Here is a 20,908-nt window from a genome sequence, read left to right on the forward strand (position 1 = left end):
TATTGTATTCATGGCGGTTGAGAATCCTTTTCATTGGAGTTTTGGTTTGGCGATTAAAATTCTATAGGACTCAACCGTTTTTGTATAGTGGTAGGTGTCACATCAATTGTAACCCTACACTGTATCAAAAAAGTATTTTTAAAGACACTTTTATAATCTCTCATTTTTTGGTATGATAGAAGTACTTGGTCTGAAACAGTATTGCTTAAAGGATAGAATATGACAGGAATAATAGTGGGGATCGTGGCAGTGCTTGTATGCCTGCTGCTGATCGTGATCATAGATTCAAATCGATTTCATACAGTGTCCTACGAACTGGAAAGTGAAAAGGTTGCTTCCGATTTTCATTTTCTGTTCCTGTCGGATCTGCATAATAAATCATATGGAAAAGACAATGAAAAGCTTCTGCAGGCGATCCGGGAGAAAAAGCCGGATGTGATCCTGATCGGCGGAGATGTTTTAAACGCACATCCGGGAGAATCCGTGGAGGCTGCGCTTTCTTTTCTGGAGAAGCTTACAGCATATCCGCTGTATTATGCAAATGGCAATCATGAACAGAGACTCTTGTTGTATCCGGAAAAGTACGGCTCCATGGGAGTTGACTATGAAGAAGGCTTACAAAAGCTGGGGATTAGAATGATAGTCAATGAAACACGCGTGTTGGAGCGGTATGCGGTTTCCGTCACCGGATGCGAGGTTGACAGGCAATATTATAAAAGATTCCACAAGGTACCAATGAAAAAGGGATATCTGGAGGAACTGCTGCCAAAACAAAATAAGGACTGTTTTCAGATCCTGCTGGCACATAATCCGGATTATTTCCCGGAGTATGCTGCGTGGGGCGCGGATCTTGTCCTTTCCGGGCATCTGCACGGCGGCGTTGCCAGATTACCTGTTCTGGGCGGTGTGGTTTCGCCAAGGCTTCACTTGTTCCCGAGATATGACGGCGGTAAGTTCACACATGGAAACAGCACAATGATCGTCAGCCGCGGACTTGGTATGCATACGATCCCATTCCGTTTCAACAATCCGGGAGAACTCGTTGAAATTACAATAAGAAAGAGGAAAAATAATGGCACTATCGGTAAAATTGCAGGTATTTGAAGGACCGTTGGATCTGCTCCTGCATTTGATCGAAAAAAATAAAATAGATATATATAACATTCCGATCGTGCTGATCACCGATCAGTATATGGCTTATATCCGGCAGATGCAGACGGAAGACATGAATGTGATGAGTGAATTCCTGGTCATGGCTGCAACGCTGATTGATATCAAGTGTAAAATGCTCCTGCCGCGCGATGAGACGGAAGACGGAGAAGAAGAGGATCCACGTGCGGAGCTGATACAGAAGCTGTTGGAATATAAAATGTATAAATATATGTCTTTCGAGCTGAAGGACAGGCATATCGATGCAGCAAAGAATTTCTATAAAAAGCAGACACTGCCGCCGGAGATCGAACAGTACCGCCCGCCGGTCGATTATGAGGAGCTGCTCGGCGATATCAACCTGCGCAAGCTGCAGGAGATCTTTGAATCCGTCATGAAAAGGCAGGAGGACAAGATCGATCCGATCCGTGCGGGATTTGGCAAGATTGAAAAAGAAGAAGTGGATATGGAGCAGAAAACAAGATATATCGAAAGCTACATAGGCTCCCATTCCAAAATGAGCTTCCGGGATCTTTTGCAAAAGCAACATTCCAAGGCAGAAGTGATCGTCACATTCCTTGTCATACTGGAAATGATGAAAACCGGAAAGATTGACATATATCAGGCACATACCTTTGATGATATTGAGATAACGAGAAAGGGAACAGGAAACAATGGAGGAACAGAATAAAATAGCTGCGCTGGAGGCAGTGCTTTTTACCATGGGAGATTCCGTGGAAGTGAGCAAGCTGGCAGAGGTGATCGGAGAAGATGTCCGTGCAACAAAAAAACTGCTGGCAAAGCTGCAGGAGCGTTATGAAAAGGAAGACAGCGGTATTATGCTGAGTGTGCTGGAAAATGCATATCAGCTCTGCACAAAGCCGGCATATTACGAATCATTGATCAAAGTAGTCAAAGCACCGAGAAAATATATCCTGACGGATGCGCTGCTGGAAACACTTTCCATCATTGCCTATAAGCAGCCTGTTACAAAGATGGAGATCGAGAAGATCCGTGGTGTCAGCTGCGAGCACGCAGTCAACAGACTGCTGGATTTTGAATTGATCACGGAAGTGGGCAGAAAGGACGCGCCAGGACGACCGATCCTGTTCGGGACAACAGAACAGTTCCTGCGCAGCTTCGGTGTAAAGAGTCTGACAGAACTGCCGGAACTGAATCCGGACCGGATGGCGCAGTTCAGGGAAGAAGCGGAAAAGGAAGTACAGCTCAAGCTGGATATTTAAAACAGGAGAGAAAAGGGGAAGCATATGAAAAAAGGAAAAAAATATCTCGCACTGCTGCTTGCAGTGGCAGTTGCGGCAGGAAGCTTACAGATACCTGCACTGGCAGAAACAAAAGATGAGGTCGGTGTGCAGAAGGAAGCCGGTGAAGAGATCAGCGCGCAGATGCAGCAGCTTAAGGAAGAAAGCGAGCCGCTCACGCTGCTGGATCTTTCCTTGGAAGGTGTGGAAGCAGCAGAGCTGACAGAAGCAGAGTTTGCTGCTAAATTTGATGTCTCGCCTACGCAGATCGCAGAAGCGGACAGGGAAATGTGTGCGGATCTCGGAACGGATCTGCCGGATCCGGAAGCAGTCTCCGGGGAAGCAGAGACGGTATCGGCAAACAATGCAGTTTCAGGAAACACGGTTTCTGATGAAACGGATCTGCTGGCGGAAACGCAGGGCTATGCAACACTGGAGGATGCATCTGCCTATGTGTGCAGCCAGATGCTGAAGCGAAAAGAAATCTTTACTGTCAAACTGGCAAAGAGCAAGGACAGCAGCCAGCAGAATATCCGGAATATCCTGCTTGGTGCTTTTGCATACGATGAAAACGGAAATCCGCAGGCGGGTGATTATCTGTATTACCATATGGCATATATGGCATGGCAGCAACAGGATGGCGGCAATGATACGATCGTATACCGGATCGGTATGCTGTATCGTACGACGCTGGAGGAAGAAAAATATGTATCCGGTCGTGTGGCACAGATCATCGCGCAGCTCGATCTGCGTTCCGCTTCCAAGACAGAATACGAAAAAGTGCGCAGTATTTATGATTACGTCATGGATGCCATTACCTATGATACCTATCATTATACCAATATGCCATCTTACAATTATATGTATACGACCTATGGTGCGCTGCATGATGGCTATGCGGTCTGTCAGGCATATGCGACGCTGTTTTACAGACTGTGTGCGGAGGTTGGGATTTCCGCCAGAGTCATTGCGGGAAATCCGGATGCTTCGACCGGAAAACCGACGCATGGCTGGAACATCGTCAGACTGGGGGATGTGTATTATAACGTAGATGCAACATGGGATGATGAATTCCCGGGCTATTATCTGTTCTTTTTAAAGAGCAAAAACGGCTTCTTTGAGCATACGCGCGATAAGCAGTATGAAACGGCTGCTTTTGAGGCAGCGTTTCCGATGGCAGTGAATAATTATGTACTGCCGGATCAGAAGGAGATCAATACACAGGGTGTCCCTGCAGTAAGCGGTGTAAAAGCTGTACAGACTAAAAATAACCGTGTTTCGCTTTCCTGGAGTCAGGTAACGGGAGCGGATTCCTTCTATATATATAGAGCAGAAAACGGAAAAGGCTACTATTGTATCGGCATTACAACAGGTACTTCATATCAGAATGAGATAACCCCTGGAACGACTTACAAATATCGGATCTATGCACGCCAAAACGGACAGACGATCGCCGGATCGGCTGAAATCTCTTTGACAACAAAAACAATGCTGCCAAAGAAAGGAACTGTTTGTCAGACAAAAGATGGATATCGCTATAAAGTGCTTTCCGCGACGGCAAAAAGTAAAAAAGTGGCATTTGCAGGCGTAAGCGATAAAAATGTGAAAAAGGTCATCATTCCAAAAACAGTAAAGCTGGACGGGATCACGTATCAGGTAACAGAGATCGGTGCAAATGCGCTGAAAGGAAAGAAAAAGCTGAAAACGGTTTCCGTAGGGGAAAATGTAACGAAGATCGGTAAGAATGCTTTTTCTGGCTGCAGTAAGCTGGTCAATATCGTGGTCAAGAGCACGAAGCTGAAAAGCGCCGGAAAGAACAGTCTGCATGGAATTTCCGCAAAGGCAGTCATTTATGTGCCAGCCTCTAAATTAAAGAAATACAAGGGACTTCTGCAGAATAAAGGACAGAAGAAAACCGTAAAGATAAAGAAATAGAATGATTTCTCCCATAGGTTCATATGTTGTATAGAAGAAACAGAGACAGGAACCGGTTATATGGGAAAATGCAAAAAGAATCTAAAACGCCTGCTCGGATCGGCAGTGGCAGTGATGCTCTGCATCAGCAGTCTGCTGCAGGTTCCGGTGATGGCGGATGAATTAAAAGTATATGCCCGTGCGGCGCTTCTGATGGATGCGTCGAATGGGCGTATTTTATATGAAGAAAACGGTTATGAAAAACTGCCGATGGCGTCCACCACAAAGATCATGACCTGCATTCTGGCACTGGAATATATAAAGGAGCATGAGACGACCGTCTGGGAAGAACCGGTAGAGGTTTCGGGGCATGCAGCTTCCATGCCCAAGGTAAAGCTGGGCATGCAGAAGGGAGATACGTTCCTTCTGGAGGATCTGTTATACTCCCTGATGCTGGAATCGCATAATGATACGGCGGTGGCGATCGCGGAATACATAGACGGCAGTGTACCTGCCTTTGCGCAGCGGATGAATGAGAAGGCGCGGTCCCTCGGCTGTCAGGATACCAATTTTATCACACCGAACGGACTGGATGCGGAGGTGGATGGAAAAATACATGAAACAACGGCGGCGGATCTGGCCAGGATCGCTTCCTATGCGCTGCAAAATGAAGCGTTTCGCAAGATCATCGGAACAAGAGCTTATACGTTTCCGGAGCTTTCCGGGCGCAGAACCTTTCAGGTGTACAACAAAGACAGGTTCCTCGACCTGATGGACGGTGCGATCGGGATCAAAACAGGATTTACGGGAAAAGCAGGCTATTGCTTTGTCGGTGCATTGGAACGGGAGGGAAAGACGTTTGTTTCCGTCGTACTCGGCAGCGGATGGCCGCCCCACAAAAACTGGAAATGGGAAGATACAAAGACGTTGATGGAATACGGACTTTCCAATTATACGGAGAAGTGTATCCTGCAGCCTTATACCTACCGGCCACTGCCTGTGGAGGACGGCATTTCGGAGCAGGCGGCGATCCGGCTGGAGAACGGAGACAGGGAAAAAGAGCTGACGATGCTCCTTTCGGCGGATGATATTGTAAAAGTAACCAGACAGTATCCGCAGAAACTGAAAGCACCGGTGGCGGAAGGGACCTGTATCGGGTACGAAAAATATTTTGTAAACGGACAGTTGTGGCGCAGTTATAAAATCTTAACTGCAGAATCTGTAGATTTACGTACTTATTCCTATTGTCTGCGACAAATTTTTATGTTATACTTCTAAACGAATGTGACCGGGAGAACTCTGCCCGTGCACAGAAAGAAGTTACTTTTTAATTAATATAAAATGGAGGTCTGAAAAATGAGTAATTCTTCACAAGCGAGTCAAAGAATTGCAGCTTTACTCGACGACAACAGTTTCGTTGAAATCGGTGCAAAGGTTACAGCCAGAGCAACAGATTTTAACATGAAACCAACAGAAACTCCTTCTGACGGTGTTGTAACCGGCTATGGAGTAATTGATGGCAGTCTTGTGTATGTTTACAGCCAGGATGCATCCGTTATGAACGGTACAGTTGGCGAAATGCATGCAAAGAAGATTGCAAACCTCTATGATCTGGCTTTAAAGACAGGTGCACCAGTTATCGGTCTTATCGATTCAGCCGGACTTAGATTACAGGAAGCAACAGATGCTTTAAATGCGTTTGGCGAAATCTACATGAAGCAGACGCTGGCATCCGGTGTAATTCCACAGATCACAGCAGTTTTCGGTAACTGCGGCGGTGGACTTGCCCTGATTCCTGCATTAACGGATTTTACATTTATGGAAGGCAAAAAAGCGAAACTGTTTGTGAACTCACCAAACGCACTTGCTGGCAACAATGCTGACAAATGCGATACAGCAGCAGCAGATTTCCAGAGCGAGAAGGCAGGTCTTGTAGATGTTGTAGCTGACGAAGCAGACATCCTTGCACAGATCAGACAGCTTGTATCCATGCTTCCTGCAAACAATGAAGACGAAGCATTCGAAGAAGAGTGCGCAGATGATCTGAACAGAGCTTCTGCTGACCTTGCAAACTGCACAGGTGACACAAGCATCGCATTATCTACGATCGCAGATGACAATGTATTCTTCGAAGTAAAAGAAGCATACGCAAAAGAAATGGTAACAGGCTTTGTTCGTCTGAACGGACAGACAGTCGGCTGTGTTGCCAACAGAAGCGAAGTTTACGGCGAAGACGGAGAGAAGACAGAAACATTTGATTCCGTACTGACTCCTGCAGGCTGTGAAAAAGCAACAGAGTTCATTACATTCTGTGATGCATTCAATATCCCTGTTCTTTCTCTTACAAATGTAACAGGTTATGCAGCATGTGAATGCAGTGAAAAGAAGATTGCAAAGGCAGTTGCTAAACTTACATATGCATTTGCAAACGCTACTGTTCCGAAGGTAAATGTTGTAATCGGCAAAGCATTCGGTACTGCAGCAGTTGCAATGAATTCCAAAGCAATCGGTGCTGATCTGACAATCGCATGGGAAAATGCTGAGATCGGTGCTATGAATGCAAAAGATGCAGCTATGATCATGTATGATGGCCAGGGCGCTGATGTGATCAATGAAAAAGCTGCTGAATATGCTGCTCTGCAGACAAGTGCAGAAGGCGCAGCTAAGAGAGGATATGTAGATCAGATCATTAATGCCGCTGATACACGTAAGTATGTGATCGGTGCATTTGAAATGCTGTTCTCAAAAAGGGAAGACCGCCCGGCTAAAAAACACGGTACAGTTTAAGAAAGGATGTACTTAATATGAAAAAGAGACTATTAGTATTAGGTATGATCGCCTGCCTTTTTGGACTGACAGCATGTGGCAATAATGGTTCAGCTCAGGTTCTGACAGAGGAAGAAGAGGCTGCTGCACAGGTAGCGGATTCTTATATCAGCCAGATCGCACAGATTGAAGCAGATGGCACAGCAGATCAGTATATCGCGTATGATGAAAGCCTGGAGAGTGTATTCTCAAGCTGGGAAAGCGGTATGAAAGATTTAGGCGGTTATGTCGAGACGACAGGTCATGATGTTGATTTAAGTGACAACAAGGAAGTCGTTGTTGATGTTGACATTAAAGGTTCAGCACTGGATCCGAAAGGCCAGCCAAGAACAGCTACAGTTGAAGTAATCTATACAGCAAAGGATTACAAGCTGACAAGTCTGGCAGTCAATGTCAATTATACATTCGGTGAAATGATGAAAAAAGCAGCCCTCAATACCTTACTTGGTATGGGTACTGTATTTGTGATCCTGATCCTGATCAGCCTGATCATTTCATGCTTCAGCTTTATTCCGAAGATCGAGGCTGCTTTCAAGAAGAAAGAGCCTGCTAAGGAAGAGAAGAAGGATGTCGTAGCACAGATCATCGAAAAAGAAGAGCTTACTGATGATAGTGAACTGGTAGCAGTTATCTCAGCAGCGATCGCAGCTTATGAAGCTGACAATGGCAGTGCATCATCTGACGGATTCGTTGTTAGAAGTATCCGTAAGGTAAATAAAAGCAAATGGCAGAACGCCTAATTAACAGGAGGAAAATAAAATGAAGAATTATACAATTACCGTAAATGGCAGCGTATATGATGTAGTAGTAGAAGAAGGCGCATCTACTGGAGCAGCTCCAGTAGCAAAAGCAGCTCCTAAGGCAGCACCAAAGGCAGCTCCGAAAGCAGCAGCTCCGGCAGGTGGTGCAGGATCCGTTAAGATCGAAGCAGGTGCAGCAGGTAAAGTATTCAAGATCGAAGCAAGCGTAGGACAGGCTGTAAAAGCTGGTGACGCTGTAGTTATCGTAGAAGCTATGAAGATGGAGATCCCTGTAGTTGCTCCTCAGGATGGTACAGTAGCTAGTATTGATGTAGCAGTTGGCGATGCAGTAGAAGCAGGCGCTGTCCTTGCAACATTAAACTAGAAAAAGTCTTTGACTTGAGTCAATGACAAATTAACAGGAGGTCAACAAATGGATTACATAGCAAGTACATTGAACAATCTGGTACATCAGACGGCTTTCTTCAATCTTACTTGGGGAAACTACCTTATGATTGTAGTGGCTTGTGTATTTCTATATCTGGCTATCGCAAAAGGGTTTGAACCACTTCTTTTGACTCCGATAGCATTCGGTATGCTGCTGGTTAATATCTATCCGGATATCATGCTCAGCATTGAAGATTCCGCAAACGGAACCGGTGGTTTACTGTATTATTTCTACCTTTTGGATGAATGGGCGATTCTGCCATCCCTGATCTTCATGGGTGTTGGTGCGATGACTGACTTCGGTCCGCTGATCGCCAATCCAAAGAGCTTTTTACTTGGTGCTGCAGCCCAGTTCGGTATTTTCGCAGCATACTTCGGTGCAATCGCACTTGGCTTCAATGACAAAGCTGCAGCAGCAATTTCCATCATCGGTGGTGCAGATGGTCCTACTTCCATCTTCCTTGCCGGTAAACTGGGACAGACAGCCCTTTTAGGACCGATCGCCGTTGCAGCATACTCTTATATGTCACTTGTTCCGATCATCCAGCCGCCGATCATGAAGCTGCTGACAACTGAGAAGGAACGTAAGATCAAAATGGGACAGCTCAGACCTGTATCTAAATTAGAGAAGATTCTGTTCCCGATCATCGTAACAATTGTTGTATGTTTACTGCTTCCTACAACAGCTCCACTTGTAGGTATGTTAATGCTTGGTAACTTATTCCGTGAGTCAGGTGTTGTTCGTCAGCTGACAGATACAGCAAGTAATGCCCTGATGTACATCGTAGTTATCCTGCTTGGTACATCCGTAGGTGCTACAACTTCAGCGGAAGCATTCTTAAATCTGGATACATTAAAGATCGTAGCACTTGGTCTGATTGCATTTGCATTTGGTACAGCAGCCGGTGTATTATTCGGTAAGCTCATGTGTATCTTCTCACATGGTAAGGTAAATCCGCTGATCGGTTCCGCAGGTGTATCTGCCGTACCTATGGCAGCCCGTGTATCTCAGAAGGTCGGTGCAGAAGCAGATCCGACAAACTTCCTTTTAATGCATGCTATGGGACCTAACGTAGCAGGTGTTATTGGTACAGCCGTAGCAGCCGGTACATTCATGGCTGTATTCGGTGTATTCTAAAAAGAAATGTAATAAAAGTATGATTGTTTAATCAAAACAGGAGGAAATAATAAAATGGCTGAAAAAAAACCGATTAAAATTACGGAAACTATTTTGCGTGATGCACATCAGTCCTTAATCGCAACAAGAATGCCTACCGAGCTGATGCTTCCAATCCTTGGCAAGCTTGATAAAGTTGGATATCATTCAATCGAGTGCTGGGGTGGTGCTACATTCGATGCTTCCCTTCGTTTCTTAAAGGAAGATCCATGGGAAAGACTTAGAAAGATCAAAGATGGCTGCCCGAATACACCTCTTCAGATGTTATTCAGAGGTCAGAATATCTTAGGTTACAGACCATACGCAGATGATGTTGTAGATGCTTTCGTTGAGAAATCCATCGCAAACGGTATCGATATCATCCGTATCTTCGACTGCTTAAATGATATCCGTAACCTGCAGGAAGCTGTTGATGCTACAAACAGAATCAAACAGCGTGAAGGCAGAGGTCATGCACAGGTTGCATTATCCTATACACTTGGTGATGCTTACACAATGGAATACTGGACATCAATGGCTAAGAAGATCGAAGAGATGGGTGCAGATTCTATCTGTATCAAGGATATGGCAGGTCTGTTAGTTCCTTACAAGGCTTCCGAGCTGATCAAGGAAATGAAGGCTGCTACAAAGCTTCCGATCCAGTTACATACACACTATACATCAGGTGTTGCTTCTATGACATACTTAAAGGCAGTAGAAGCAGGCGTAGATGTGATCGACTGTGCAATGAGCCCATTCGCTATGGGTACTTCACAGCCTGCAACAGAAGTTATGGTTGAAACCTTCAAGGGTACAGAGTACGATACAGGTTATGATCAGAACCTTCTTGCAGAAATCGCTGATTACTTCAGACCTTACAGAGATGAGTGCTTAAAGACAGGCCTCTTAAATCCAAAGGTTATGGGAGTAGATATCAAGACATTATTATATCAGGTACCGGGCGGAATGCTTTCTAACATGGTTTCCCAGTTAAAAGAGCAGAATGCAGAAGACAGATACTATGATGTATTAAAGGAAATTCCTGAAGTTCGTAAAGACTTAGGTGAGCCACCGCTTGTAACACCTTCTTCACAGATCGTTGGTACACAGGCTGTATTTAACGTACTGATGGGCGAGAGATACAAGATGGCTACAGACCAGACAAAGGATATGCTCCGTGGTAAATACGGTAAGACTGTTAAGCCTATGAACCAGGCAGTTATCGATAAGGTTATTCCTGGGGAAGAAATCCGTACAGAGAGATCCGGTGCTTATGTAGAAAACGAAATGGATAAGCTGGAAGCTGAAATGAAAGAATGGAAGCAGCAGGACGAAGACGTATTATCATACGCTTTATTCCCACAGGTTGCTACAGACTTCTTCAAGTATCGTAAAGCACAGCAGGATAAAGTTGATTTATCCAAGGCTGATACAAAGAACGGTGCTTATCCGGTTTAATCAGATCTGATAAACAAAGCAAGAAAACCTCCGACAGTTGTCGGAGGTTTTTTATTAAGACTTCTATAGGTTACATAACAATTTCTAGTTTTTTCCTGTGCTTCCGATGCCACCACGGTTAGCACCGGACAACTCTTTAACTTCATCAAATACAAGCTTTGGCTGGTTCTTTTCAATACGGAACTGACAGATCCGGTCGTTTTTATGGATCACGGTATCACGCAGCGCATAGGCAGGCATATACCAGTAATCATTCGGACCGCAGTAGGAACTGTCGATAATACCGCAGTGATTTGTCTGGATGATCCCAAAATTCTTGTAAGTAGAGCTGCGTGGTACAACATGCGCTTCATAGCCTTCCGGAAGTTTCATGGCTACACCGAGGTGGATCAGCTTGAATTCTCCTGCCTTCAGTTCCACATCAACAGCACTTCTCAGATCGATCCAGTCCGATTTTCCGTCGATATAGGTCAGTTTTTCAATCGTGTCATCTAAATATTGGATTTGAATGGTTTCCATGTGTGTCTCCTTTGTATATGTCGATTTATGACTTTTATTATACCACACTTGCGTTTTGTTTTAACCTGTATTTTGCTCTCTGTTTTAGAATTTTGTTTTTCGGACAGTCTTGAATCAGTTCTGTATATGCATATTTCCATGATAATGCAGGATACTAAAGGTAACAGCGGAAAGAATGGGTAAAGGAGCAAAAAAATGGAACCGATCATTATAGAATCCCGGATCAGCAAAAATCTGGAAGAAAATCAGCAGTATTTTGATGATAAACTGCGTGTGGGAATGAATTATGATATGTTGTCGAGTAAACTGCAGATTGCGGGGAGAAGAGCAGTTTTATATTACATCAATGGTATGTATAAGGATGAACTAATGCAAAAAGTGTTACAATATCTGCTTTCTGTAAAGGATGATGAAATGCCGCAATCTGCCGCCGAATTTTTACAAAACAACATGCCTTGTACGGAAGTGGAACTGGAAGAACGTAAAGAAAAGATACTGATCGCCGTTTTGGCAGGGCAGATTGCTCTGCTGGTAGACGGTTTTGATAAATGCTTTATTTTTGATGCAAGAGAGTTTCCGGCAAGAGGTGTGGAAGAACCGCCCAAGGACAAAACACTGCGTGGTTCCAAGGATGGATTTGTGGAAACGATCGTGAGTAATACTGCATTGATCCGGCGCAGGATCAGAGATACGGACCTGTGCATTGAAATGCTGCAGGCAGGAGAAAGCTCACATACGGATATTGCTGTCTGTTATATGGCTGATCGGGTGGATCATGACTTTTTATATGATCTCAAAAGCAGGATCAAAGGACTGCACGTGGATGCACTCAGCTTAAACCAGCAGTCTCTTGCGGAAAGTTTGTATGAAAAGCACTGGTTTAATCCATTTCCCAAATACCGGTATTCGGAGCGGCCGGATACAACAGCAGCGCAGATCCTGGAGGGAAATATTGTGATCCTTGTGGACAATGCACCACAGGCAATGATACTGCCGACCTCCCTGTTTGATATTATAGAAGAAGTGGATGATTATTATTTCCCGCCGGTAACGGGTACCTACTTAAGACTGGCACGACTTTTGATTACAGTGATCTCGTATTTTATCACGCCGCTTTATCTGCTGCTGATGATGTATCCGGCCTGGATCCCTGATAAATATCAGTTTATCATGCTGAAAGAAACATCCAATATTCCTATTTTCTGGCAGCTTATCATTTTGGAAATCGCACTTGACGGTCTGAAGCTGGCGGCGGTCAATACACCAAATATGCTTAGTACACCGCTTAGTATCATGGCAGCACTAGTACTGGGGGATTTTTCCGTCAGCAGCGGCTGGTTTAATGCAGAAATCATGCTGTATATGTCCTTTGTAGCAGTGGCTAACTATACACAGACGAATTATGAGCTTTCCTATGCGGTGAAATTCATGCGGATCCTGAATCTGATTCTTACGGTCAGCTTTGGCGTGTACGGTTTTATTGCGGGAGTCGGTATTGCACTTGTCTGCCTGATCAATAATAAGATGGTTTCAGGGCGCGGCTATTTATATCCGCTCATCCCGTTTGACTGGAAAAAGCTGCGGACAAGACTGATCAGAAGGAATATCCATCAGGTATAAAATAGAAAGAAGAACCAGTCACCCCCATCGGTTATTTTTCATATGATAATAAAAAAGAAGGAGATTTTTGTCATATGAAAAATTACGAGAAAGAGTCTGATCTGAGGGAACTGCCGCTGGCTATGGCGTATGTCCCATGGCAGCATCTTGACCGCATATATGAAAATCTGGAAGAAGCATTATGCGTTGGAACTTTATTTCCGGAACTGAATAAACCGTTTCAGGGAAGGAGATGTGTGAAAAAATGAAGCAGGAAGCATCGAAAAAAGCGTTACTGGCAGAGATTACACAGGTGGGTTTCGCGGTAGATGAAATGACCCTGTACCTGGACACACATCCGTATGAAATGGAAGCAATCGATTATCTGACTTATTACGTCAGACGGAAAAACCAGCTGATGAAAGAATATGCTTATCAATATGGTCCATTGACCATTGCAACCGCGGATCACAGACAGGATGTCTGGAGCTGGGCGCTTTTGCCGATGCCATGGAACGGAGGTGACTGCTGATGTGGAGTTATGAAAGAAGATTACAGTATCCTGTCAATATCAAGGATACGGATGCAAAAGCCGCACAGATCATTATCAGCCAGTACGGAGGACCGGACGGGGAACTTGGTGCTTCCATGCGTTATCTGTCACAGAGATTTACAATTCCCTATAATGAAGTGGCGGGGCTTCTGACCGATATTGGAACGGAAGAGCTGGGGCACTTCGAAATAATTGGTGCGATCGTGCATCAGCTGACGAGAGATCTTTCCATGGAAGAAATCGAAAAATCCGGGTTTGCACCATACTATGTAGATCATACGCTGGCATTATGGCCGCAGGCTGCGGGTGGAGTGCCTCATAATGCGTGTCAGTATCAGTCCAAAGGGGATCCGATTACGGATCTGATGGAAGATATGGCGGCAGAACAGAAAGCAAGGACGACTTACGATAATATCCTTCGTATGGTAAAAGATCCGGATGTCTGTGATGTCATTAAATTCTTAAGAGCCAGAGAGATCGTGCACTTCCAGCGTTTCGGTGAAGCACTCCGTATTGTACAGGATAAGTTAAATGAAAAGAATTTCTATGCATTTAATCCGGCATTTGATACGTGCACAACAAAGACGGATAACAGATAAAATGAACTTAGACAGGCGCAGAATCAGCGCCTGTCTTTCTGTCAACCCCCGAACGGATTTCAGGTGTGAAAAAATTGCCGTGATTTTTTGTGAATTATCACAAATTGTATATGAGCGGGAATAATGATACTATATATTGAAATACGAAAGTGCAGGGGGAATGAAACATGTTATCAGAAAAAGACAGAGCAGTGGTAGGCAGTTATGTGGGAGCCGGTATGAATCTGGAGGTGCTTTTGAAAAGTTTCCCGCAGTTCCAGAGCGCGGATGTAAAAAGCGTGTATGAAGAGTATACAAGACCGACGATGAACTATGCAGATCCGATGAAGGTGAGCATGAACTGTTCATAAGCAGTCAGAAAAAAGATAAAAATGCCATATGGATTTCAGAAAAGCAGGCAGATCGTAAACCGAATCTGCCTGTTTTCTTACCGTATTTGCAAACAAAAAGCAATAATGCGGGAAATAATCTTCAAAAGTTTGTATAGATTGTTTACAAATAAATGCTTACCAATTATAATAGAACGTGGTAAGATAGTACTAAGAATGAATAGATATGATTAGTATTTATTTTTGTGTGAAGAATAACATGATATAGGGAGTGAAAGTTATGAAATGTTTAATTTGTGGAAGCGAATCAGCTAATGAAGTCTGCAACAAGTGTATTCGCCTGGAAAAGATCTTATATCAAAAAGAATGGAACTTCAAAGAAGGTATGTTGATCAAAAAGACAGAGGCCTTCCGAATTGCTATTTCAAATCTTCGTATCAGCGGTCGTGCTGCGATCTGTGATAACCCGAAGGGATTGAATGCAAGGATTGATAATATTTCCTATTACCTGCTGAACGTAAAGGAATGCTCTCAGGTAACTTATCAGGGAAAGAAGACTCTGATGGTATCTCTGGAAGGAACAGGAGAAAATCATTACAACAGATACATCTTCCTGCCGGGCTTTGAAGAAGGCGATCAGCTTGTAAATGCGATTTTCGATGCAAAGACAAAGGCTGCATCTCTGACAGAGCGTATCCGCCAGAATAACGGAATTGCAAGCAGACCTGTTGAGGTGACACCGACAGTTGCAAGCTCTGATTTCCATGTAAATCAGCCGGCACCGGCTCCTGCACCTGCAGCAGCACCGGCTCCTGCTCCGGCACCAACAAGTACGGATACAGTCGCACTGGCAGGTATTGCAGAAGATATTTCTGAATTTGAGACGAAGATCAAAAAGTTGAAAGTATTACGTGATAATGGTATTCTGAGTGATGAAGAGTACGAGGCAGAAAAGAAGAAACTTGTTAGTATCTTTTAAGTATCTTTAAGAAACGTTAAAAAAGCTGTCGTCTGACAGCTTTTTTATGGTATATGGTATTATATACGGAATAACACTTGGAGGATTGATGTATGCGAGGTATTGAAACACAGGTTCGTAAAGTGCGAAGACGTGTTTTTAAGGAGGTTGCGGATCTGGCATATCACTCAGAAAATCTGATCGATGATATGGAAGCCCTTCCTTACAAAATTGTTCCCGGCGAGGATAATGAATACTGGGAAAGTGTTTACAGAGAAAGAGCGGTAGTCAGAGAGCGGATCAGACTTGCCATGGGCATGTCACTCAGACCGGAGGATACGCCTGTTCATGTATCACAGGGCGTAGAAGAGAGTAATATTGCCGAAAAATATTATGAACCGCCGCTTTTGCAGGTGATTCCATCTGCCTGTAACGCATGTCCGGAAAACCAATATGAAGTTACAAATAAATGTATGGGCTGTCTGGCGCATCCATGTAATGAGGTGTGTCCGCGTGGCGCAATTACAATGGTACATGGCAAGTCCTATATTGATCAGGAAAAATGTATCAAATGCGGTAAATGTAAGTCAGTCTGTCCTTACGATGCAATTTCACATCAGGTTCGTCCGTGCGCAGGTGCCTGTGGCGTTGGTGCGATCAAGAATGACAGTAAGGGACGTGCTAAGATCGATAATGATATGTGTGTATCATGCGGTCAGTGTATGGTAAGCTGTCCGTTTGGTGCGATCGCCGATAAATCACAGATCTTCCAGCTGATCCGTGCGATGCAGTCCGGCAAAAAGATCATTGCGCAGGTTGCACCGGCGTTTGTCGGACAGTTTGGCAAAAATGTTACACCGGATGCCTTTAAAACAGCATTAAAGCAGCTCGGTTTTTATGATGTTTATGAAACTGCCATTGGTGCGGATCTTGGTGCCATGACAGAAGCAGAGCACTATGTCAAGGAAGTGGCGACCGGAGAACTTCCTTTCCTTCTGACAAGCTGTTGTCCGTCCTGGTCAATGCTGGCAAAGAAGTTTTTCCCGGAGACGATCGACAAGATCTCCAATGCACTGACCCCTATGGTAGCGACTGCACGTGTGATCAAAGAGGAACATCCGGATGCCAGCGTTGTGTTTATCGGACCTTGTGCATCCAAAAAGCTGGAGGCTTCCCGCCGTACAGTGCGTTCCGATGTTGATTTTGTTATTACATTTGAAGAGCTTGTTGGTATGTTTGAAGCAAAGGGCATCAAGCTCGAAGAGATAGAGCCGCAGGACGAAATGAAGGATGCAACAGGAGCCGGACGTGGTTACGGTGTTGCAGGCGGTGTTGCTGCTGCGATTGAAGAATGTATCAGAGAATATTATCCGGATGTCGATGTCAATATCGAGCATGCTGAAAGCCTTGCAGAATGTAAGAAGATGCTGATGCTTGCAAAGATGGGCAAGAAGAACGGATGCCTGATCGAGGGTATGGCCTGCCCCGGAGGCTGTGTAGCCGGCGCCGGAACGAATATTGCGGTTCCGCAGGCGACAAAAGAGGTCAATAACTTTAAAGCACATTCGGAAAAGAAGATTCCGGAGATGGAGGAAAATCATGACTAAGATCAGAACAAGATTTGCGCCCAGTCCGACAGGAAGGATGCATGTTGGTAATCTGCGTACTGCCTTGTATGCATATCTGATTACCAAGCATGAGGGTGGCGATTTCATTCTGCGTATTGAAGATACAGATCAGGAAAGACTGGTAGAGGGAGCGGTTGATATCATTTACCGCACGCTTGAAAAAACAGGGCTTGTCCATGATGAAGGACCGGATAAGGACAAAGGCTTCGGCCCATATGTACAGTCAGAGAGACAGGCACAGGGCATTTATTTGAAATATGCCAAAGAGCTGATCGAAAAGGGCGAGGCATATTACTGCTTCTGCGATAAAGAAAGACTGGAATCCCTGCATCAGGTCATTACGATGGCAGACGGCAGTACAAAAGAGATCAATGTTTATGACAAGCACTGCCTGCATCTGTCCAAAGAAGAAGTAGAGGCGAATCTGGCAGCCGGTAAGCCGTATGTCATCCGCCAGAACGTACCGAGAGAAGGTACAACAACTTTCCATGACGAATTATACGGAGATATCACAGTTAATAATGAAGAACTCGATGATATGATCCTGATCAAGTCAGACGGTTATCCGACTTATAACTTTGCGAATGTAGTAGATGATCATCTGATGGAGATCACACATGTTGTAAGAGGAAATGAGTATTTATCATCTTCTCCGAAGTACAATCGTCTGTATGATGCATTCGGCTGGGAAGTACCGAAATATATCCATTGTCCGCTGATCACAGATGAAAATCATCAGAAACTGTCCAAACGCTGCGGACATTCTTCTTATGAAGATCTTGTGGATCAGGGCTTTTTGACAGAAGCAATCGTCAACTTTGTGGCACTTTTGGGCTGGAGTCCGGTTGGAAACGAAGAGATCTTTTCACTGGATGAGCTGATCAAGGCATTTGATTACCATCATATTTCCAAGTCACCGGCTGTATTTGATTATACAAAGCTGAAATGGATGAACGGTGAATATATCAAGGCAATGGATTTTGATAAATTCTATGAAATGGCACTGCCACATATCAAAAATGTGATCAAGAAAGATCTGGATCTGAAAAAGATCGCAGAGATGGTCAAGACAAGAATTGAGATCTTCCCGGATATCGAGCCTTTGATCGATTTCTTTGAAGAATTACCGGAGTATGACGTGGCAATGTATACGCATAAGAAGATGAAGACAACAACTGCATCTTCACTGGAAGTATTAAAAGAGCTTCTGCCGATCTTTGAAGAACTCACAGATTACTCCAACGATTCCCTGTACAAGACACTGCTTGCTTATGTAGAGCAGAAGGGTTGCAAGAATGGATACGCAATGTGGCCGGTTCGTACAGCTGTTTCCGGAAAGCAGATGACACCTGCGGGTGCAACTGAGATCATGGAGATCATCGGCAAAGAGGAATCTTTAAAACGAATCAGAAAGGGCATTGAACTACTGGAAAATGCCGCAGAATAAAGAAATGATACCGTCTCCTGCACAGCAGGAGGCGATCTGCTTCGGGGAGGGAGCCATGCTGGTGCTTGCCGGCCCCGGAAGCGGAAAAACAGCAGTGATCACACAACGTATCCGTTATCTGGTGGAGGAACGGCATATCACACCATCCGATATCCTGACGATCACATTTACAAAGGCTGCCGCACTCGAAATGAAGCAGCGGGCGTGTCAGATATGCCAGAGCGCAGAACGCGCTGTATTTGGAACATTTCATTCCATCTTTTTTCAGATCATCAGATCATCTTCAAAATTTCAAAAGTATTCCATTATGACAGAACAACAGAAATTACAGATTTTAAGACCGCTTTTAAAAGAAAAAAAGCTGGACAGTGTGCAGATGGCTTCTTTTTGCGAGCAGTTTTTGACAGATCTCAGTTTTTATAAAAATACCGGACGGGAAAGAGAAAGCAGCGTTTCTATAGATAAAAAAGAAAAGGAACTGCAGCAGAAAGGAGAACTATACAAATCAGAAGCGGAGGCGGAGCAAATGCAGCTATATGAGCTGCGCAAGGCTTATGAAAAAAGCTGCAGGCAGCGATGGCTGCTTGACTTTGACGATATTCTGCTGGAATGCCACAGACTGCTGACAGAAGATGCAGGATTGTGTGACAGATGGCAGAGACGATTTCGGTATATCCTGATTGACGAATTTCAGGATACCAATGATGTGCAGTATCAAATTATAAAGTTACTTAGTGCTAACTATAAAAATCTGTTCGTGGTAGGGGATGATGATCAGGCGATCTATTCTTTCCGCGGAGCTGATCCATCTTATATGCACCGGTTTTTAGAGGATTTCCCGCAGAGCCGGCAGGTAAATCTCAATATCAATTATCGATGTGGCGATCGGATCCTGACACTGGCTGCCAGATCGATCGTACATAACAAGAATCGGTTTGAAAAGGAGATAGAAGCCGGAAATACCGGAGAAAACCGGGTGATCGCAGCCTGTTTTCAAAACCGGACAGAGGAACTTTCCTTTTTGACGGAAGAAATCCTGACACATCGGAATGCAAAGCAGACAGCGATACTGGTCAGAACCAACCGGATGGCAGAACTGGTCGCGGAAGCCTGTTTCAGCAGGCAGATTCCGTATTGCATGCGGGAGAAAAAACAGGATTTTTATGCACAGAAGTGTATCAGGGAAGTGCTGGCAGTGCTCCGGTTTGTGGCAGAAGGCAGGAAACGAAGTGATTTTATGGCATTTATGAACCGGCCCATGCGTTATATCAGCAGGGAGCTGCTGCAGCAGGAAACGGTCGATCTGCAGGCACTTTTGCAGAGCTGCAGGGAAGATGCGTTACTATATCAGGCGGTCCAAAAGCTACAAAAGGATCTTGCCATGGTAGAAAGGTTGGATCCGTTTGGAGCAATCTCTTATATCAGAAAGGTGATGCTCTATGACAGCTGCCTGAGTCCGGGAGAGACAGGAGAAAAGGAGAGACAAGCACTCGACGAGCTTCTGGAGCGGTGCAGGGAATTTCACAGTCATAAGGCATTTCTTTCCCATATTGAAACATACAGAAAGGAACTGGAACAGGAAGACGGCAGAAAACAGTTTGAGGCAGATCCGGGTAATGCAGAACAGAATCTGGTGCAGATCATGACCTATCACGGTTCCAAAGGACTGGAATTTGATACGGTTTTTCTACCGTTTCTGAACAGTGGCGATGTACCGCATGGCAGAAATCTGTCGGTCATGGAATTGGAAGAAGAGCGGCGGCTGTTTTATGTGGCAGTGACGAGGGCAAAAAAATCCCTGTATCTTTCCTGCGAAGGAAGGGTACAGGGAGAAAACAGACAATCTGTTTTTTGGACAGAGCTGAAAGATTATTTGGAATCCTTGGAGCCCTCGTCGATCAGTTCATCAAACTCCACCTGATCGAGATATTCGTCAAATGCATCCGATACGGCATCATATTCATCCTCATCTTCGATAAAGAACAGCTCCGGTTCTGCATTGGGATCGGATTCATCTTCTTTATAGCCATAGATCCAGACTTCACCATCTTCGTTTTCGCCGTTTTCGTCCAGTGGAAGCAGAATGATATAATCTTTCTCATTTACCGTTAATATAGTGATAATGGCGCAGGTAACGCTTTCTCCGTCTTCCAGCTCCATTGTAACAGTCATTTCTTCATCGTAATCTGCTGCCTGAATTGCTTCTTTTTTACTCATGATTTTTCCTCGCTTCTCTTTGAATGGTTTCCTAATGTCATAAGATATGATATAATAAATGCAGTGAGAAAACAAGCATCTGCAAAGCAGATAGGTAAAAAAGGGAA

21 protein-coding genes are annotated in these 20,908 nt (G+C 44.5%); 19 read left to right on the top strand and 2 right to left on the bottom strand.

Translation table 11 applies throughout. The features are described from left to right. Positions 1-219 precede the first annotated feature (219 nt). The 10 genes from KQI22_RS00005 (at position 220) to KQI22_RS00050 (ending at position 10,952) form a co-directional block, all read left to right on the top strand. Positions 220-1,104 carry a metallophosphoesterase gene (locus tag KQI22_RS00005; RefSeq protein ID WP_216550041.1) on the top strand — a complete coding sequence of 295 codons (885 nt, stop codon included), beginning with the start codon at positions 220-222 and terminating at the stop codon, positions 1,102-1,104. After that, entirely contained in the window at positions 1,073-1,840 is a 768-nt protein-coding gene (locus KQI22_RS00010; RefSeq protein WP_216550042.1) for a segregation and condensation protein A, read from the top strand. The genes KQI22_RS00005 and KQI22_RS00010 overlap by 32 nt, the downstream gene beginning before the upstream one ends. Next, the gene (gene scpB, locus KQI22_RS00015; protein WP_216550043.1) at positions 1,824-2,393 is read left to right on the top strand and encodes an SMC-Scp complex subunit ScpB; all 570 of its coding nucleotides are present in this window, start codon (positions 1,824-1,826) and stop codon (positions 2,391-2,393) included. The genes KQI22_RS00010 and scpB overlap by 17 nt, the downstream gene beginning before the upstream one ends. A 24-nt stretch (positions 2,394-2,417) precedes the next feature. Beyond that, positions 2,418-4,346, top strand: a complete 1,929-nt coding sequence (locus KQI22_RS00020; RefSeq protein ID WP_216550044.1) for a transglutaminase domain-containing protein — start codon at positions 2,418-2,420, stop codon at positions 4,344-4,346. A gap of 60 nt (positions 4,347-4,406) precedes the next feature. After that, positions 4,407-5,603 (top strand): D-alanyl-D-alanine carboxypeptidase family protein, encoded by a 1,197-nt coding sequence (locus KQI22_RS00025; protein WP_216550045.1) that lies wholly within the window; start codon positions 4,407-4,409, stop codon positions 5,601-5,603. Between the two features lie 78 nt (positions 5,604-5,681). Next, entirely contained in the window at positions 5,682-7,112 is a 1,431-nt protein-coding gene (locus KQI22_RS00030) for an acyl-CoA carboxylase subunit beta (RefSeq protein ID WP_216550046.1), read from the top strand. A gap of 17 nt (positions 7,113-7,129) precedes the next feature. Then, positions 7,130-7,891 carry an LptM family lipoprotein gene (locus tag KQI22_RS00035; RefSeq protein ID WP_216550047.1) on the top strand — a complete coding sequence of 254 codons (762 nt, stop codon included), beginning with the start codon at positions 7,130-7,132 and terminating at the stop codon, positions 7,889-7,891. A gap of 19 nt (positions 7,892-7,910) precedes the next feature. Next, positions 7,911-8,276, top strand: coding sequence for a biotin/lipoyl-containing protein (locus KQI22_RS00040; RefSeq protein WP_022005074.1), 366 nt, complete (start codon positions 7,911-7,913; stop codon positions 8,274-8,276). Between the two features lie 48 nt (positions 8,277-8,324). After that, entirely contained in the window at positions 8,325-9,476 is a 1,152-nt protein-coding gene (locus tag KQI22_RS00045) for a sodium ion-translocating decarboxylase subunit beta (RefSeq protein WP_216550048.1), read from the top strand. Between the two features lie 54 nt (positions 9,477-9,530). Further along, complete coding sequence (locus tag KQI22_RS00050) at positions 9,531-10,952, top strand: oxaloacetate decarboxylase subunit alpha (protein ID WP_216550049.1); 1,422 nt, start codon at positions 9,531-9,533, stop codon at positions 10,950-10,952. 84 nt (positions 10,953-11,036) lie between these two features. Here KQI22_RS00050 and KQI22_RS00055 read toward each other — a convergent pair whose 3' ends face one another. After that, positions 11,037-11,471: a dUTP diphosphatase gene (locus tag KQI22_RS00055; protein ID WP_216550050.1), complete on the bottom strand. Its 435-nt coding sequence runs from the start codon at positions 11,469-11,471 to the stop codon at positions 11,037-11,039. Positions 11,472-11,666: 195 nt separating this feature from the next. Between KQI22_RS00055 and KQI22_RS00060 the strand changes: the two genes are divergently transcribed. The 9 genes from KQI22_RS00060 (at position 11,667) to KQI22_RS00100 (ending at position 20,505) form a co-directional block, all read left to right on the top strand. Then, the gene (locus KQI22_RS00060; protein WP_216550051.1) at positions 11,667-13,091 is read left to right on the top strand and encodes a spore germination protein; all 1,425 of its coding nucleotides are present in this window, start codon (positions 11,667-11,669) and stop codon (positions 13,089-13,091) included. Positions 13,092-13,165: 74 nt separating this feature from the next. After that, positions 13,166-13,339 (top strand): spore coat associated protein CotJA, encoded by a 174-nt coding sequence (locus KQI22_RS00065; protein ID WP_216550052.1) that lies wholly within the window; start codon positions 13,166-13,168, stop codon positions 13,337-13,339. Beyond that, positions 13,336-13,602: a spore coat protein CotJB gene (locus KQI22_RS00070; RefSeq protein WP_216550053.1), complete on the top strand. Its 267-nt coding sequence runs from the start codon at positions 13,336-13,338 to the stop codon at positions 13,600-13,602. The genes KQI22_RS00065 and KQI22_RS00070 overlap by 4 nt, the downstream gene beginning before the upstream one ends. Further along, entirely contained in the window at positions 13,602-14,222 is a 621-nt protein-coding gene (locus KQI22_RS00075) for a manganese catalase family protein (RefSeq protein ID WP_216550054.1), read from the top strand. Before KQI22_RS00070 ends, KQI22_RS00075 begins: the two co-directional genes overlap by 1 nt. Positions 14,223-14,389: 167 nt before the next feature. Next, on the top strand, positions 14,390-14,572 hold the full coding sequence (locus KQI22_RS00080) for a hypothetical protein (RefSeq protein ID WP_216550055.1): 183 nt from the start codon (positions 14,390-14,392) through the stop codon (positions 14,570-14,572). Between the two features lie 259 nt (positions 14,573-14,831). Continuing rightward, on the top strand, positions 14,832-15,530 hold the full coding sequence (locus KQI22_RS00085; protein WP_216550056.1) for an SHOCT domain-containing protein: 699 nt from the start codon (positions 14,832-14,834) through the stop codon (positions 15,528-15,530). A 92-nt stretch (positions 15,531-15,622) separates the two neighbouring features. Next, on the top strand, positions 15,623-17,116 hold the full coding sequence (locus KQI22_RS00090; protein WP_216550057.1) for a 4Fe-4S dicluster domain-containing protein: 1,494 nt from the start codon (positions 15,623-15,625) through the stop codon (positions 17,114-17,116). Next, a complete protein-coding gene (gene gltX / locus KQI22_RS00095) occupies positions 17,109-18,584 on the top strand; it encodes a glutamate--tRNA ligase (RefSeq protein ID WP_216550058.1) in 1,476 nt (491 codons plus the stop codon). The genes KQI22_RS00090 and gltX overlap by 8 nt, the downstream gene beginning before the upstream one ends. Then, positions 18,556-20,505, top strand: coding sequence for an ATP-dependent helicase (locus tag KQI22_RS00100; protein ID WP_216550059.1), 1,950 nt, complete (start codon positions 18,556-18,558; stop codon positions 20,503-20,505). The genes gltX and KQI22_RS00100 overlap by 29 nt, the downstream gene beginning before the upstream one ends. On the opposite strand, the gene KQI22_RS00105 is transcribed toward KQI22_RS00100, so the two are convergent. Continuing rightward, positions 20,454-20,801: a DUF1292 domain-containing protein gene (locus tag KQI22_RS00105; protein WP_216550060.1), complete on the bottom strand. Its 348-nt coding sequence runs from the start codon at positions 20,799-20,801 to the stop codon at positions 20,454-20,456. The genes KQI22_RS00100 and KQI22_RS00105 overlap by 52 nt on opposite strands. Between the last annotated feature and the right edge of the window lie 107 nt (positions 20,802-20,908).

The sequence above is a fragment of the Kineothrix sp. MSJ-39 genome (genome assembly GCF_018917935.1).
GTDB lineage: Bacteria > Bacillota > Clostridia > Lachnospirales > Lachnospiraceae > CAG-194.